At 61.2% G+C, this 15,874-nt stretch carries 14 protein-coding genes; 5 read left to right on the forward strand and 9 right to left on the reverse strand.

The window, feature by feature from the left end; all coding sequences use genetic code 11:
* Positions 1-13: 13 nt before the first annotated feature.
* Complete coding sequence (locus tag ACS4RS_RS21865) at positions 14-385, reverse strand: response regulator (protein WP_003547430.1); 372 nt, start codon at positions 383-385, stop codon at positions 14-16.
* 132 nt (positions 386-517) lie between these two features.
* Between ACS4RS_RS21865 and ACS4RS_RS21870 the strand changes: the two genes are divergently transcribed.
* Together ACS4RS_RS21870 and ACS4RS_RS21875 are read left to right on the forward strand one after the other, a co-directional pair.
* On the forward strand, positions 518-826 hold the full coding sequence (locus ACS4RS_RS21870) for a DUF3572 domain-containing protein (RefSeq protein WP_012557344.1): 309 nt from the start codon (positions 518-520) through the stop codon (positions 824-826).
* 2 nt (positions 827-828) lie between these two features.
* Positions 829-1,506 (forward strand): hypothetical protein, encoded by a 678-nt coding sequence (locus tag ACS4RS_RS21875; RefSeq protein ID WP_439009305.1) that lies wholly within the window; start codon positions 829-831, stop codon positions 1,504-1,506.
* On the opposite strand, the gene ACS4RS_RS21880 is transcribed toward ACS4RS_RS21875, so the two are convergent.
* Positions 1,481-2,068 carry a GNAT family N-acetyltransferase gene (locus tag ACS4RS_RS21880; protein ID WP_439009304.1) on the reverse strand — a complete coding sequence of 196 codons (588 nt, stop codon included), beginning with the start codon at positions 2,066-2,068 and terminating at the stop codon, positions 1,481-1,483. The genes ACS4RS_RS21875 and ACS4RS_RS21880 overlap by 26 nt on opposite strands.
* A 75-nt stretch (positions 2,069-2,143) precedes the next feature.
* Here ACS4RS_RS21880 and ACS4RS_RS21885 point away from each other — a divergent pair, with 75 nt between their 5' ends.
* Both ACS4RS_RS21885 and ACS4RS_RS21890 read left to right on the forward strand, forming a co-directional pair.
* Positions 2,144-3,436, forward strand: a complete 1,293-nt coding sequence (locus ACS4RS_RS21885; protein WP_439011787.1) for a DNA polymerase IV — start codon at positions 2,144-2,146, stop codon at positions 3,434-3,436.
* A 195-nt stretch (positions 3,437-3,631) separates the two neighbouring features.
* Positions 3,632-4,888 carry a L,D-transpeptidase family protein gene (locus tag ACS4RS_RS21890; protein WP_439009303.1) on the forward strand — a complete coding sequence of 419 codons (1,257 nt, stop codon included), beginning with the start codon at positions 3,632-3,634 and terminating at the stop codon, positions 4,886-4,888.
* Between the two features lie 47 nt (positions 4,889-4,935).
* Here the strand turns inward: ACS4RS_RS21890 and dnaE are convergent, their stop codons facing one another.
* The gene (dnaE, locus tag ACS4RS_RS21895) at positions 4,936-8,433 is read right to left on the reverse strand and encodes a DNA polymerase III subunit alpha (protein WP_439009302.1); all 3,498 of its coding nucleotides are present in this window, start codon (positions 8,431-8,433) and stop codon (positions 4,936-4,938) included.
* Positions 8,434-8,937: 504 nt separating this feature from the next.
* On the opposite strand from dnaE, the gene ACS4RS_RS21900 reads away from it, so the two are divergent.
* Positions 8,938-9,441: a DUF5680 domain-containing protein gene (locus ACS4RS_RS21900; protein ID WP_449313818.1), complete on the forward strand. Its 504-nt coding sequence runs from the start codon at positions 8,938-8,940 to the stop codon at positions 9,439-9,441.
* A gap of 8 nt (positions 9,442-9,449) precedes the next feature.
* On the opposite strand, the gene ACS4RS_RS21905 is transcribed toward ACS4RS_RS21900, so the two are convergent.
* The 6 genes from ACS4RS_RS21905 to ACS4RS_RS21930 all read right to left on the reverse strand — a co-directional run bounded on the left by ACS4RS_RS21905 (position 9,450) and on the right by ACS4RS_RS21930 (position 15,859).
* The gene (locus tag ACS4RS_RS21905) at positions 9,450-10,133 is read right to left on the reverse strand and encodes an ABC transporter ATP-binding protein (RefSeq protein WP_003587257.1); all 684 of its coding nucleotides are present in this window, start codon (positions 10,131-10,133) and stop codon (positions 9,450-9,452) included.
* A gap of 14 nt (positions 10,134-10,147) precedes the next feature.
* Positions 10,148-11,452: a lipoprotein-releasing ABC transporter permease subunit gene (locus ACS4RS_RS21910; protein WP_439009300.1), complete on the reverse strand. Its 1,305-nt coding sequence runs from the start codon at positions 11,450-11,452 to the stop codon at positions 10,148-10,150.
* Between the two features lie 15 nt (positions 11,453-11,467).
* The gene (gene proS, locus ACS4RS_RS21915; RefSeq protein WP_439009299.1) at positions 11,468-12,790 is read right to left on the reverse strand and encodes a proline--tRNA ligase; all 1,323 of its coding nucleotides are present in this window, start codon (positions 12,788-12,790) and stop codon (positions 11,468-11,470) included.
* 592 nt (positions 12,791-13,382) lie between these two features.
* The gene (locus ACS4RS_RS21920) at positions 13,383-13,658 is read right to left on the reverse strand and encodes a DUF1467 family protein (RefSeq protein ID WP_439009298.1); all 276 of its coding nucleotides are present in this window, start codon (positions 13,656-13,658) and stop codon (positions 13,383-13,385) included.
* Between the two features lie 123 nt (positions 13,659-13,781).
* Complete coding sequence (gene mce / locus ACS4RS_RS21925) at positions 13,782-14,186, reverse strand: methylmalonyl-CoA epimerase (RefSeq protein WP_439009297.1); 405 nt, start codon at positions 14,184-14,186, stop codon at positions 13,782-13,784.
* A 2-nt stretch (positions 14,187-14,188) separates the two neighbouring features.
* Positions 14,189-15,859 carry an MBL fold metallo-hydrolase gene (locus tag ACS4RS_RS21930; protein ID WP_439009296.1) on the reverse strand — a complete coding sequence of 557 codons (1,671 nt, stop codon included), beginning with the start codon at positions 15,857-15,859 and terminating at the stop codon, positions 14,189-14,191.
* Positions 15,860-15,874: the final 15 nt, after the last annotated feature.

The raw sequence follows: 15,874 nt of genomic DNA on the forward strand, positions 1-15,874 counted from the left end.
TCTTTCCGATGCGTCAGGCATCGCCCAGATAGGTCTTTATCGTCTCGATGAATTTCGGAACCGAGATCGGCTTGGAAACATAGGCTTCGCAGCCGCCCTGGCGGATCCGCTCCTCGTCGCCCTTCATCGCGAAAGCCGTGACGGCGATGACGGGAATCACGTGCAGCTCATCGTCTTCCTTCAGCCATTTCGTGACTTCGAGGCCCGAGACCTCGGGAAGCTGAATATCCATCAGGATGAGGTCGGGGCGATGCTTGCGCGCCAGATCGAGCGCCTCCATGCCGTTTCTGGTCTGGATCGTCGTATAACCGGACGCCTCGATGAGGTCGCGAAAGAGCTTCATGTTGAGCTCGTTATCTTCTACAATCATCACCTGTTTGGGCATGACAAGCTGTCCCTACGTCCGTTCGCGCAGCGGTTTGTCCCATGAGAAAGCCACATGCGGACAAGAGCTCCGTGAAACCGATAGCGCACGCTAGCGGTATTTGGTTGAAGAAAAGGTAACTTACCCCTCGAAATGCAAAGCAACTTCAAGACTTCGAAACAACCGGCCGCCGACCCGCACGCGACCGCGATCGCCGTGCTCGGCTGGCTCGCCGACGATCCCGACATGTTCGGCCGCTTCCTCGCGCTCACCGGTGTTGCGCCCGGCCAGGTGCGCAGCGCCGTCAACGATCCCGGCTTTCTCGCCGGCATGATGGATTTCCTGATGAACCACGAACCGACAGCGATGGCTTTCTGCGCGGCGAGCGGCATCAGCCCGGAAACGGTCACCGCCGCCTGGCAGCATTTCTCCTCGCCCGGGCTCGATTCCGGGGAATACTGACGGTGACCGGCATAACGGAACTCGATATCTCGCATATCCGACTCGGCGAACGGCCGCTGATCGTCTGCGACGTCGACGATGTCGTGCTGCAGTTCATCGGCCCGTTCCAGCTTTTCCTTGAAAGCCAGGGTCATGCCTTCCTGCCGCGCTCGTTCCGGCTCCACGGCAACATCGTCTCGCAGGCGGATGGCGCCGAGATCGAGGATCAGCGGGTGAGCCGGCTGATTGAAGAGTTCTTCGAGGCGCAGGAGCTGTGGCAGACGCCGCTCGATCGAGTCGTCGAAACGCTCGGCCGGCTTTCTGAGGCCGCCGACGTGCTTTTCTTGACGGCCATGCAGCCGCGGTTCCACGACCAGCGCCGCCGCCTGCTCGACAGGATGGGCCTGCTTTTTCCGCTGCTTGCCAGCGAAGAGCCCAAGGGGCCGATCGTTCACGCATTGCATGCCAGCCGCTCCCTTCCCGTCGTCTTCATCGATGATATGGCGCGCAATCTTCATTCCGTTAGGGAACATGTTGCCGATTGCCTGCTGATTCACCTGATGCCCGACTCTCCTGTCCATCGTTTCGCGCCGGCAGCAGCCGACGACATCACCCGCGTCAGCGACTGGAATCATGCCGCCGCGCTGATCGAGGCGCATTTCCTTGCCGGCGCTTTCAGCCCTGCAGTTCCAGCCGCATGAGCGGACGGCCGTCCTTGCGCCGCGCCACCGTCTCGAAACCGGCCGCATCGAAGATCGCCGTCGAGCCGATGCACAGCGTCACCGATTTCGACTGCTTCACATGGTCGATCGGACAGGCTTCGAGCAACCGTGCGCCCTGGCGCCGTGCATGATCGATCGCCAGGGAAAGCAGGCGATGGCTCATGCCCTTGCCGCGCAAGCGCGGCAGCAGGAAGAAGCAGCTGACGGCCCAGATCGACGGATCGTCCGCATCGCCGTCATCCAGCGGCCGCGAGACCGTGCGCGGCGAATTGAACTGCGGCACGTCATGGCGCGGCCCGACCTGCACCCAGGCGACCGGCGCCCCGTCGGCATAACAGAGAATGCCCGGCGGCGGCCCGGCCTTGATCCGGTCGTGCATATGCACCTTGCGCTCGTCGGCCGCCATCTTCGTTCTGATCGCATGCGGCAGGCGCAACGCGACGCACCAGCAATTGTAGAAGGCACCCTGCGGCCCGAACAGAGTTTCGAAATCGTCCCAGCGTTCTGCCGTTACCGGCTCGAAACGAAGATCGTTATCCAAAGGCAAAGCTCCCGCCTCTCTTGAGACTCGGAAGCTTAAGGCGTAGTGTCGCGGCGTTCAACCTTTGTTCTCATGATGACGCCCGCGCCCGACAAGACACCCGGCTTCTGTCGCGACTGCCTTGCCGAGCAGAAGGGCGAGGCGCGCCGTTGCCTGTCCTGCGGCAGCCCGCGTCTGGTGCGCCATCGCGAGCTCTATGCCTTGACGCTTGCGCATATCGATTGCGACGCCTTCTACGCGGCCGTCGAAAAACGCGACAATCCGGACCTTACCGACAAGCCTGTGATCATCGGCGGCGGCAAGCGCGGCGTCGTCTCCACCGCCTGCTATATCGCCCGCATCCACGGCGTGCGGTCGGCGATGCCGATGTTCAAGGCGCTGGAAGCCTGCCCCGAGGCGACCGTCATCCGCCCGGACATGGAAAAATACGTCCGGGTCGGGCGCCAGGTGCGCGCCATGATGCAGGATCTGACGCCGCTGGTGCAGCCGCTGTCGATCGACGAGGCCTTCCTGGAGCTTGGCGGCACCGAAAGGCTGCATCACGATCCGCCGGCCCGCACACTCGCCAAATTCGCCCGCCGGGTCGAAAAGGAGATCGGCATCAGCGTGTCGGTCGGGCTTTCCTATTGCAAATTCCTCGCCAAGGTCGCCTCGGACCTGCAGAAGCCACGCGGCTTTTCCGTCATCGGCCGTGAGGAAGCGGTCGAGTTTCTGGCGCCGCGTCCGGTGACCACGATCTGGGGCGTCGGCAAGGCCTTTGCGGCGACGCTGGAGGCGGACGGCATCCGCACCATCAGCCAGTTGCAGCAGATGGAGGAAAACGACCTGATGCGTCGCTACGGCAGCATCGGCCAGCGGCTCGCCCGGCTGTCGCGCGGGATCGACGACCGTGAAGTGCATCTCAACGATGCGGCCAAGAGCGTTTCATCGGAGACCACCTTCTTCGACGACATCTGGCGTTATGACGATCTGGTGCCGATCCTGCGCAATCTTTCGGAAAAGGTCTCCTGGCGGCTGAAGAAAAACGACATCGCCGGCCAGACCGTGGTCCTGAAGATGAAGACCGCCGACTTCAAGTTACGCACGCGCAATCGCAAGCTCGAAGACCCGACCCAGCTTGCCGACCGGATCTTTCGCATCGGGCTCGAGCTTCTCGAAAAAGAAACCGACGGCACGAAGTTCCGGCTGCTCGGCATCGGCGTCACCGATCTCGGCGATGCCGCCCGTGCCGATCCGCCCGATCTCATCGACCGGCAATCGGGCCGGCGGGCGGCCGCCGAAGCGGCGATGGACAAGCTGCGCGACAAGTTCGGCAAGAACACTGTCGAGACCGGCTACACCTTCGGCAGCGGCAAGCGCGATCACTAAAGCGCGTCGCGATCTTTCAGATCGCTCCTTGCGCTTTAGCTCTTTGTTTTTACGCATGTCGTTGCCGCAAAACCGCGGCACACTTTTGCGCGACATGCTTTAACGCGTGAGCCTGGGCCGTCGTGCGGCCCATAAAATCTTCCTTAAACTTCGTCCCATAATGTGCCGGGCAAGTATTGCGTATGGTTGGCTATCATGTTCTCGCGTCTCGTCTTCGGCCTCGGCTTGCTGTCGGCCACCGCACTCGTGCACCCCGCTCTTGCCGCGGATGCGCGCACGCTGCAGATCATCGTCTCGAAGGACAAGCAGTCGCTTGCGGTCTATGACGGCACCGAGGTCGTCGCGACCTCGAAGGTCTCGACCGGCAAGGACGGGCACACGACGCCGAGCGGCATCTTCTCGGTGCTCGAAAAGCAGAAATACCATGAATCCAATCTCTATTCGAACGCGCCGATGCCCTTCATGCAAAGGCTGACATGGTCGGGCATTGCGCTGCACGAATCCAATTCCGTGCCGCGTTATCCGGCCTCGCATGGCTGCGTGCGCATGCCCGGCGCTTTTGCAAAAAAGCTTTACGGGATGACCGAGCCCGGCATTCCCGTCATCATCAGCGACGGCGAAGTGGTGCCGCAGCCGATCGACCATCCGACCCTTTTCCATCCAGAGGCGCCGGCGCCGATGCTGCTGCTTTCGGATGTCGAACTGCGGCCTTCGATGCCGGACAGCCCGGGCACACCGGTGCAGGTGGCGATGAACGACACGGCTGCGATGCCGATGCCGGCAGCGCCGCCGGTTGCAGCGCCCGAAGCCGAGCGGCCATCCGAACCGATCAGTATGCTGATCACCCGCCGCACGTTGCGCGAGACGGTGATCGACATCCAGACCCTGCTCAACCAGCTCGGCTTTTCCGCCGGCGATCCGGACGGGTTGCTCGGGCCGGCGACCGTGCAAGCGATCAAGGCATTCAAGACGCTGCGGCCGGCGGAATTTGCCGGCGACAGGAGCCTCATCTCCGACACGCTGCTCAAATCCGTCTATGCCGCCACAGGCAAGGGCGAGCCGCCGAACGGCGTCATCATGGTGCGCCGGGCGTTTAAGCCGATCTTCGAAGCGCCGGTGACGATCGCCGATCCGGGCTTGGCGCTCGGCACGCATTTCTTCACGCTGCATGCCCTCGATGAAAAGGCCGGCACGGCGGATTGGCTCGGCATCACGCTCGAAAACAATCTCTCGCGCGAGACGATGAAGCGGCTCGGCGTCACCAATCAGGAAAGCTCGATCGTCAGCGGCAGGCCGATTGCCCGGTCGCTCAGCCGCGTCGCGATCCCGGAGGAGACCCGCCGCAGAATCGAGGCGCTGATCGCGCCCGGCTCGACACTGACGATCTCCGATACCGGCCTTGGCCGGGATACCGGCGAAGGCACGGATTTCATCACCATCACCCGGGGTTGATCATTTCCCGGGGTGATAACCATCACCCAACGTGATGCGCATCGTCATTAGACAAGCTCGACATCGACGACGCCGGGGGCGGCGCGGAGAGCGGCGGCGATCTCCGGCGTGATGCGGTATTTCTCAGCCAGTGCCACTTCCACCTCACGTTTGCCCTCCTCCTTGATGACGATGAAGGAAACGAGGCCATCGCCCCTGGCATTGAGATGGCTGGCGACCATCTTCAGCGGCCCGGAATCTCTGACATAAACGCGCAGCGCCTTCTGCATCTGCAGCGACTTTTCCTCCAGCGACTGGATCGTCTGGATGCGAAGGCCGATGCCCTCCGGCCGCTCCTCGCCGGTGGCGGTCAGCACGAAGGATTTTCCCGACTCCAGCACGTCGCGATACTGGTTCAGCATTTCCGAAAACAGCACGGCCTCGAACTGGCCCGAGGAATCGGAAAAGACGATGATGCCCATCTTGTTGCCGGTGCGGGTCTTGCGCTCCTGCTTCGAAATGACGGTGCCGGCGAGGCGCGCATTGAAGGCGCCCTGTTTGATCGCTTGGGAAAACTCGGCAAAGGTCTGCACCCGCATCTTCTGCAGGAGGTTGTTGTAGGAATCGAGCGGGTGGGCGGTGAGATAGAAGCCCAGCACCTGGAATTCCTTGAGCAGCCGCTCGGAGGCAAGCCAGGGCGAAAACGGCGGCAGGGAGATCTTCTCGGGCCCCGAGGTCAGCGTGCTGCCGAAAATATCGGACTGGCCGCTCAGCTTGTTCTCCTGGGCGCGCTGGGCATAACCGAGGATACGGTCGAGCCCGGCCGAAAGCTGGGCGCGATCGGTGCCGAAACAATCGAAGGCGCCGGCAAAGATCAGGCTTTCGAGCACGCGGCGGTTGACCTGGCGCGGATCGATGCGCAGGCAGAAATCCTCGATGCCGGCAAAGGGCTTGTCTCCACGCACCTCGACGATGTGGTCGACGGCGGATTCGCCGACCCCCTTGAGGGCGGCCAGCGCGTAATAGATGCGGTTGTCGCCGGTCTGGAAATGGCGGAAGGAGGTCTGCACCGAAGGGGCGATCACCTCGATGCCGAGGCGCTTGGCATCCTGGCGGAAATCATTGACCTTTTCGGTGTTGGACATGTCGAGCGTCATCGAGGCGGCGAGGAATTCGACCGGATAATGCGCCTTCATATACGCCGTCTGGTAGGAGACGATGGCGTAGGCGGCGGCATGCGACTTGTTGAAGCCGTAATTGGCGAACTTCGCCAGCAGTTCGAAAATATTGTCGGCCTGCGGCTTCGAGACGCCGTTCTTGACGGCGCCGACGACGAAGCGTTCGCGCTGCTGGTCCATCTCGGCCTTGATCTTCTTGCCCATGGCGCGGCGCAGAAGGTCGGCCTCTCCGAGCGAGTAACCGGACAGGACCTGGGCGATCTGCATCACCTGTTCCTGGTAGACGATGACCCCCTGGGTTTCCTTGAGCAGGTGGTCGATCATCGGATGGATCGATTCCAGCTCTTCTTCACCGTGCTTGCGGGCATTGTAGGTCGGGATGTTCTCCATCGGACCCGGACGGTAGAGCGCCACCAGGGCGATGATGTCCTCGATGCAGTCCGGCTTCATGCCGATCAGCGCCTTGCGCATGCCGGCACTTTCCACCTGGAACACGCCGACCGTCTCGCCGCGCGACAGCATCTCGTAGGTCAGTTTGTCATCGAGAGGAATGGCCGCGAGATCGACATATATGCCGCGCTTGGCGACGAAATCGACGGCGACCTTCAGGACGGTCAGCGTCTTCAGGCCGAGGAAGTCGAATTTGACGAGGCCGGCCTGCTCCACCCATTTCATGTTAAACTGGGTGACCGGCATGTCCGAGCGCGGATCGCGATACATCGGCACCAGCTTGGAAAGCGGGCGATCGCCGATGACGATGCCGGCGGCATGCGTCGAGGCATGGCGGTAAAGCCCCTCGATCTTCTGGGCAATGTCGAGCAGGCGCGCGACGACAGGCTCTTTCGCCGCCTCCTCCTGCAGCTTCGGCTCCTCCTCGATCGCTTTGGAGAGCGGCGTCGGATTGGCCGGATTGTTCGGCACCAGCTTGCAGATCTTGTCGACCTGGCCATAGGGCATCTCAAGCACGCGGCCGACGTCGCGAAGGGCGGCGCGCGCCTGCAGCGAACCGAAGGTGATGATCTGCGCCACCTGCTCGCGGCCATACTTGGCCTGAACGTAGCGGATCACCTCTTCGCGGCGGTCCTGGCAGAAGTCGATGTCGAAGTCCGGCATCGAGACGCGTTCGGGATTGAGGAAGCGTTCGAAGAGCAGCGAAAACCGCAGCGGATCGACGTCGGTGATCGTCAAAGCGTAGGCGACCAGCGAACCGGCGCCCGAACCGCGGCCGGGACCGACCGGAATGTCGTGCTGCTTGGCCCATTTGATGAAGTCGGCAACGATCAGGAAGTAACCGGGAAAACGCATGCGCTCGATGACGCTGAGTTCGAAATCCAGCCGCTCGCGATAATCCTTTTCCTCGTGGCCCGGCGACATGCCGAGCGTCGAAAGCCGCATGTCCAGCCCTTCCACAGCCTGGCGACGCAATTCGCTCGCCTCGGCGCGTTCGGCCTCCTCGGCATCGTCGGTCGCGCCGGTGAAGCGCGGCAGGATCGGCTTTCGCGTCTTCAACACGAAGGAGCAGCGCTTGGCGATCTCGATCGTGTTTTCCAGCGCTTCCGGCAGGTCGGCAAAAAGCTTGGCCATCTCGGCCCGGCTCTTCAGATAATGGTCCGGGGTGAGGCGAAAGCGGCTGTCGTCGGAGACGATGGCATTGTGGGCAACTGCCATCAGCGCATCATGGGCGTCATAATCGTCGCGTGTCGGAAAAAAGGCCTCGTTGGTCGCAACCAGCGGCAGGTCATTGATATAAGCGAGCCCGATCATCTTCTGCTCGTGGCGTTTGTCGTAAGTGCCGTGCCGCTGCAATTCGACATAGAGCCTGTCGCCGAAGAGACGTTTCAGCGCAAGCAGACGCGCCTCCCCTTGTGCGGGATGGCCCTCCTTGATCGCCGCGTCGACAGGCCCGGTCAGGGCACCGGTCAGGGCGATCAGCCCTTCCGTACCGGCCTCCTCCAACCAGGAGGCGCGGATATGGACAGCCTGGTTGCTTTCACCGCCGAGATAGGCGCGGCTGACGAGATCGACCAGCCGTTCGTAACCGGCATCCGTGGCGGCGAGAAGAACGATCGACGGCAGCTTGACCAGCGCCTGCTGGCCGCCGCGCTTTTCCGTTTCCAACCCGTCTTCCATGTCGATCGAGACCTGACAACCGATGATCGGCTGCAGGCCCTCGTCCATCGCCTTCTGGGAGAATTCCAGCGCGATGAACAGATTATTGGTATCGGTGATGGCGATCGCCGGCTGGCTGTCGCCGGTCGCCTTGTAAAGGATCTTCTTCAGCGGCAAGGCGCCTTCGAGAAGCGAATAGGCGGAGTGGACCCTCAGGTGGATGAAGCCCGGCGTACCGCCGATCGCCTCACCCGTTGAACCCATTGCCATATCCGCCATGTCATGCCTTCCCAATCACCCGAATGAATCGGACGCATTGTCGGCATAGAGGGCGATGATGTCCAGAAGAAGTCCCGCGTCCGGACCGCATGTTTGCCATGCGGTCCCCTGAAAACTTTAGATCGCCATGACGATGAGCGAGAAGCTGGCAACGAACATTGCGATGGAGGTGAATGCTGCGATATCACGGATCATGTCAGTCATTTGGCTCTCCTTTACTCGTTATGTTTTTAATTTGTTCGATGTATGTTCCATTGTCAACAGGAATCTTTTCCTTCTTTCTTGCGTTTGAAAAACCTGGGACGCGCTTCGCGAATCGATGAGAGTGTCAAGCGATGCGATGGGCCGTTCCTGTCCTTTCGCGATCGGTGACGGATCGGACAGGCTACTCGAACGGCAGACCACCTCTCACAGCGACCCGGCTGCTTCCCCATTTTTGTTCTGCTTCTGTTCTTTACATGCCGCAGCATATTTGCGAGCATCCGGTCGAGAGGAGAACGGGATATGCTCGACATTGCAATGCTCAATGAATTCGTCGTGGAAGCGAAGGCTGCGACCTATGTCGGCGGCGGTGTGCCGCGTACGCCCTGCCGGCCGGGCGCCCACGATATCGGCTATGAGCGCGGCGACTGGCGTTATCTCGACAGCTATTTCGGCGGCACCGATTTCGCCGGACAGGAGGTTGTCTGGTTTGCCGGCGAGCCCGTCTGGGTGATGAATTATTTCGGTTGGATCGTCGCACCGGATCTCATCGACGGTGCTGCCGCCGGTGCGGTGATCAAGGCGGCACTTTCAGCGATGTATCGGCAGGGGCGCTTTCTCGGCGGAATGGAATTCGATCATCCGTTCGGCCACTATATCGATCACAGCGAAGGGAACTGCGAGCGGTTCAGCGGCAATGAATGCATCATGGTCGGCTACCGGAAAGCCTATATGCTCGATTATCGCGGCGGGCTGGTCATCCCTAAAGCGCGTCGCATCAAACTTGATTCATGCGACGCGCTTTAAGCTCAGTGTCAGAAATCGACGATCTTGCCATCCGAGATCGTCACACGCCGATCCATGCGGCGAGCGAGCTCGTGATTGTGGGTGGCGATGAGGGCCGCGAGGCCGGACTGGCGCACCAGCGCCTCCAGCGCATCGAAGACGTAGCTTGCCGTTTCCGGATCGAGATTGCCGGTCGGCTCATCGGCAAGAAGCAGGGTCGGCGCGTTGGCGACGGCCCGGGCGATGGCCACGCGCTGCTGCTCGCCGCCGGAAAGTTCGCCCGGGCGATGGGCGCCGCGGTGGCCGATGCGCATGTAATCGAGAAGCTGGCCGGCCCGCTCTCCGGCTTCCTTCCAGGACAGCCCGGCGATCAGCTGCGGCATCATGATGTTCTCAAGTGCGGAAAATTCCGGCAGCAGGTGGTGGAACTGGTAGACGAAGCCGATTTCGCTGCGGCGGATCGCGGTGCGTTTCTCATCGCTCAGGCCGTCACAGGCATGGCCGCTGATGTTGACTTCGCCGCCGTCCGGGTGCTCCAGCAGACCGGCGATATGCAGCAGGGTCGATTTGCCGGTGCCGGAGGGGGCGACGAGGGCGACAATCTCGCCCTTCGACATCGAAAAATCCGCGCCCTTCAGGATCGGCAGCAGCGTATCGCCCTGCCCGTAATGGCGCTCGACGCCGGTAAGATTGAGAACGACGTTGCGTTTCATAAAGGCGGCATTCCTTATTCGTAGCGCAGGGCCTGCACCGGATCGAGCCTGGAGGCGCGCCAGGCCGGAAAGATGGTCGCGATGAAGGAGAGCGTCAGCGCCATGACGACGATCGAGATCGTTTCGCTGAGCTGCATCTCGGCCGGCAGCTGGCTGAGGAAATAGACCTGCGGATTGAAGATCACCGTGCCTGAAATCCAGGAGAAGAACTGGCGGATGGATTCGATGTTGACGCAGACGAGGACGCCGAGTAGCACGCCGGCAACAGTGCCGACGATCCCGATCGCCGCCCCGGTCATGAAGAAGATGCGCATGATCGCGCCGGCGCTGGCGCCCATGGTGCGCAGAATGGCGATATCGCTGCTCTTGTCCTTCACCAGCATGATCAGGCCGGAAATGATGTTCAAAGCCGCGACAAGCACGATCAGCGTCAGGATCATGAACATGACGTTGCGCTCGACCTGCAGCGCCGAAAAGAAGGTCTGGTTGCGCTGGCGCCAGTCGGTGAGGTTGATCTGGCGGCCAGCCGCTTCCTCCACCTTGGGCCGCAAAGTGTCGATATCGTCGGGGTGATCGACGAAAAGCTCTATCGATTGCACCAGTCCCTCGGCGTTGAAATAAAGCTGCGCTTCCTCGAGCGGCATGAAGATGATCGAGGAATCATATTCCGACATGCCGATCTCGAAGAGGCCGGAGATCTTATAGGACTTGACGCGCGGGCTGACTCCCATCGGCGTAATGTCACCATCCGGCGAGGTCAGAGTGATGAGGTCGCCGACGCTTAGGCCGAGCTGGTTGGCCATGCCGGTGCCGATCAGCACGCCCTGGCCGGAGGCATAACCCACCATGTCGCCTGATTTGATGTTGCCGGAGATCGTCTTGAGCTTGGTCAGGTCCTCGGCGCGGGCGCCGCGCACCAGCGCACCGGTGCTGCCGCCAGCCTGGGCGGAGGCGAGCACCTGGCCTTCCACCAAGGGCAGCGCCATCTTGACGCCGGGCACGGCAGCCAGCCTGCTGGAGAGGTCGGCATAATCGGTGAAGGGGCCATCGGACGGCTGGACGATCATATGGCCGTTGATGCCGAGGATGCGTGAGACGAGCTCGGTGCGGAAGCCGTTCATGACGGCCATGACGATGATCAGCGTCGCAACGCCAAGCATGATGCCGACGAAGGAAAAGCCTGCGATGACCGAGATGAAGGCCTCCTTGCGGCGGGCGCGCAAATAGCGCCACGCCACGAGGCGTTCGAAGGTGGAAAATGGCTTGCCAGCCGGACCCAAGCCGGATTTCGAACTCCGGTCCACTGCTGCCTCTGCCATTTCGCCTCCGTTTCCTTAAGCCACGAACCTGTTGATCGCCGCTTCGATGGTCATCGTTTCGCGGGCGCCGGTCTTGCGGTCCTTCACCTCGACTTCGCCGCTGGCGACCGCGCGCGGGCCGGCGATGATCTGGAAGGGCACGCCGATCAGGTCGGCGGTCGCGAATTTCGTGCCGGCCCGGTCGTCGGTATCGTCGTAGAGCACGTCCTTGCCGGCCTTGGTCAGCGCGGCATAGATCAGCTCGCAAGTATCGTCGCAGGCCTGATCGCCCGCCTTCATGTTGATCACCACGATATCGAAGGGCGCGACCGATGCCGGCCAGATGATTCCGTTGTCGTCATGCGATGCTTCGATGATGGCGGGAACAAGGCGTGTCGGGCCGATACCGTAGGAACCCATGTGAACGAAGTGTTCCTTGCCGTCGGGTCCCTGCACTTTCGCGCCCATCGGCTCGGAATATTTCGTGCCGAAATAGAAGATATGGCCGACCTCGATGCCACGCGCCGACAGGCGGTCGCCTTCGGGAACGGCGTTGAAAGCCGCCTCGTCATGCATTTCCGAGGTCGCCGCATAGAGCGAGGTCCACTTGTCGAAAATCGACTGCAGGCCCTCGACGCTGTCGAAATCGGTGTTTTCGCCAGGAATATCGAAGCCGACGAAATCCTTGTGGCAGAAGACTTCGGATTCGCCGGTGTCGGCAAGGATAATGAATTCATGGCTGAGATTGCCGCCGATCGGGCCGGTGTCGGCGCGCATCGGAATGGCGCGCAGGCCGAGCCGATCGAAGGTCCTGAGGTAGGCGGCGAACATCTTGTTGTAGGAATGCTCCGCCCCTTCGCGCGTCAGATCGAAGGAATAGGCGTCCTTCATCATGAATTCGCGCGAGCGCATGGTGCCGAAGCGCGGGCGGATCTCGTCGCGGAACTTCAACTGGATATGATAGAGATTGAGCGGCAGGTCCTTGTAGGACTTGACGGAGGAGCGGAAAATATCCGTCACCATCTCCTCGTTGGTGGGACCATAGAGCATCGGCCGATCCTGGCGGTCCTTGATGCGCAGCATCTCCTTGCCATAGGCGTCGTAGCGGCCGCTTTCCTGCCAGAGTTCGGCCGATTGCAGGGTCGGCATCGACAGCTCGATTGCGCCTGCCCGGTTCTGCTCGTCGCGGATAATGGCGTTGACCTTGTCGATCACGCGTTTGCCGAGCGGCAGCCAGGAATAGATGCCCTGCGACTGCTGGCGGATCATGCCGGCGCGCAGCATCAGTCGGTGGGAGACGATTTCCGCCTCCTTGGGGTTTTCCTTGAGGATGGGCATGAAATAGCGGGACAGACGCATGGCGGATTCCGAAGCAGTTGAGATCCCGCTGCAAGCGGAATCGAAAGACAATGGTTAATGTCGGGAGCGTTCATAGCCGCTTCGCGGCAGGAAGGAAACCCGCAACTGATGTCGGCAACCTCCCGCACGCGCATGTTCGCACCCCGAAAATGACAGGGCATGAAAAAGCGCGTGTTTATAAGGACTTGAACGAAAATCTTGTCAACAGAAAAATTTTGCTAGAGTGTAGCAAAAATGCAAAAAAAGCTAATGACAAAGCCCAATGTTTGAGCTAGCTTTAGCCCACAAAACAGGCAGGAAGGATAAATTCTTGCCGAATTCGCGGTCAAGTCTTGGGAGGATCAGATCTTAGGCGCGCTCGTCGCTGCCCCGGCAACGGTTACAGATCACGCGATACTTAAAACAAGGCTTTTAGCCTTGTTTTTTTTTGGCTTTTCGACTTCACCCGACCCTAAAGATCCTGCCAGCTGCCGTAAGGGAATGCCCCTCATTCCCTTACGGCAGCTCTTCGCCGCAACAGCATGACGCTGGTATGACAAAGGTCGCCTTATAGTGATATACATATGCCCAAAGTTTGGGCAAAAGCTTGACCTTAATAGAAGCTCGGCCCGAGTTGTGGAAGAGCATCGAAGCCCCAGCCGAAATAGGTGTCGCAGACATACCAGAGACCGTAGACCAGAGCGGAGATCAGCGTCGTCAGCGAAAAGACGAAGGTGGCGCGAAAGCGGCTCGGCGCGCTCGGAACAGTGCCGAGCACAACGTCATTGTCCTCGGCCTGCGTGCGCAGACCGATCGGCAGGACAGCGAAAAGCGTCATCCACCAAATGATGAAGTAGACGGCAAATCCCTGAAGAAAAATCTGAAGCATTGGGGTTCCCGATAGTGTCAGACGTTCTGTCACTTTGAGCTAGGCGCCCTTATACGGCGGAATGGCAGCCAACTCAAAGCCGATGAAGCGCGTGGCCGCCTTCAGGGCATTCTGCCGCAGGCTTCACGCCTGTTCGAGTTCGATCAGCGTGCCGAAGAAATCCTTGGGGTGCAGAAAAAGCACCGGCTTGCCATGCGCGCCGGTCTTCGGCTGGCCGTCGCCGAGCACCCTCGCCCCGGCCGCGACCAGCCGGTCACGGGCAAACAGGATATCGTCCACCTCATAACAGATGTGGTGCATGCCGCCGGAGGGGTTCTTTTCGAGGAAGGTTGCAATCGGCGAGGTTTCCCCAAGCGGCTGCAGCAATTCGACCTTGGTATTCGGCAATTCGACGAAGACGACGGTGACGCCGTGCTCCGGCAGAGCCTGCGGCTGCGATACGGCAGCACCGAGCGTGTCACGATAGGCGGCTGTCGCCGCTGCCAGATCGGGAACGGCAATGGCGATGTGGTTTACCCGGCCAAGCATGGTCAGACCTTGGTGACGAAGGCGGTGACAACCGGCTTCTTGCCCCAGGCATGGTTCGCAGCGGCGCGGATGGCGCGGCGCACGGCCTCCTGGACCATATCGATATCCTTGCGACGGGCGCGCGGAATGCTTTCGATAGCACTGATCGCCGCATCGAAGAGCGTATCTTCCATCTCCTCGCCCTCGTCGTCATAAACAGGCAGGCCGATCGAAACGAGATCGGGATCGCCGACGATGTCATAGCGGGCGTCGAGCACGACGCTGACCGCGACATGACCGACATAGGAGAGCTTCTTGCGCTCGCCGATCCCCATCTCGTCGAAATCGCCGATCAGCGAGCCGTCCTTGTAGATGCGGCCATGCGGCGCCTGGCCGATCACCTCGGCGGGGCCGGGCGCCAGCCGCAGAATATCGCCGTTGCGCACGCGCGGCACTAGGGCGATGCCGGATTGTTCCGCAAGTTCCTTATGCGCCGTCAGATGCGTCGCCTCACCATGCACCGGCACGACGATCTTCGGCCGCGTCCACTCGTACATCCGCTGCAGCTCGTTGCGGCGGGGGTGGCCGGAAACATGAACCAGCGCCTCGGTATCGGTGATGATGTGCACACCCTGCTCGACGAGGCCGTTCTTGATGTCCTGGATCGCCTTCTCGTTGCCGGGAATGGCGCGGGAGGAAAAGACGACGATATCGCCTGCCGCAAAGGCAACATTGCGCATCTCGTCGCGGGAGAGCTTGGCAAGCGCTGCCCGCGCCTCGCCCTGGCTGCCGGTCAGGATGACGACGACCTTGTCGCGCGGGATGTAGCCGTATTCCTCCTCGGAGATGAAGGGCTTTACGCCTTCCATCAGGCCGATATCCTGGGCGACGTCGACGACCCGCTTCAGCGAACTGCCGAGCAAGAGCACTTCGCGGCCCGCCGCCTCGGCGGCTTCGGCAACGGTGCGGATGCGCCCGACATTCGACGAGAAGGTGGTGATCGCCACCCGGCCCTCGGCATCCTCGATGATCTTGCGCAGGCTTTCCGAGACATCCTTTTCGGAGGGCGAGACACCGTCGCGCAGCGCATTGGTGGAATCGCACATCAGCGCCAGAACGCCCTCGTCGCCGAGCTGGCGGAACCGCGTCTCATCGGTCAGGGGCCCGAGCGAAGGCTCGTGGTCGATCTTCCAGTCGCCGGTATGGATGACATTGCCGGCTGGCGTGCGGATCATCAGCGACATCGGCTCGGGGATCGAATGGTTGACGGCCACACCTTCGATGCTGAAGGGGCCGACATTGATCGTGTCGCCTGCCTTGAACGGCGTCACCGGCACTTCGCCGATCCTGGCCTTTTCGAAATTGCGCTTGGCTTCGAGCAGACCAGCGGTAAAGCCGGAGGCATAGACCGGCACGTTCAGGCCCGGCCATAGATCGGCGAGCGCCCCATAATGGTCTTCATGGGCATGGGTGATGATGATCGCCTTGAGGTTCTTGCGCTCACTGGCGAGGAAGCGGATATCGGGCAGCACGAGGTCGACGCCCGGCAGATCAGGGCCGGGAAAGGTGACGCCGCAATCGACCATGATCCATTGGCGATGCTCGGGCGGGCCGTAGCCATAAAGAGCGAGATTCATGCCGATCTCGCCAACGCCGCCCAGAGGCAGGAATACCAACTCGTCCTGTTTCGCCATAATTTTCGTTTTTTC

Origin of the sequence: Rhizobium sp. F40D2, assembly GCF_051810745.2 — a bacterium.
Lineage (GTDB): Bacteria > Pseudomonadota > Alphaproteobacteria > Rhizobiales > Rhizobiaceae > Rhizobium.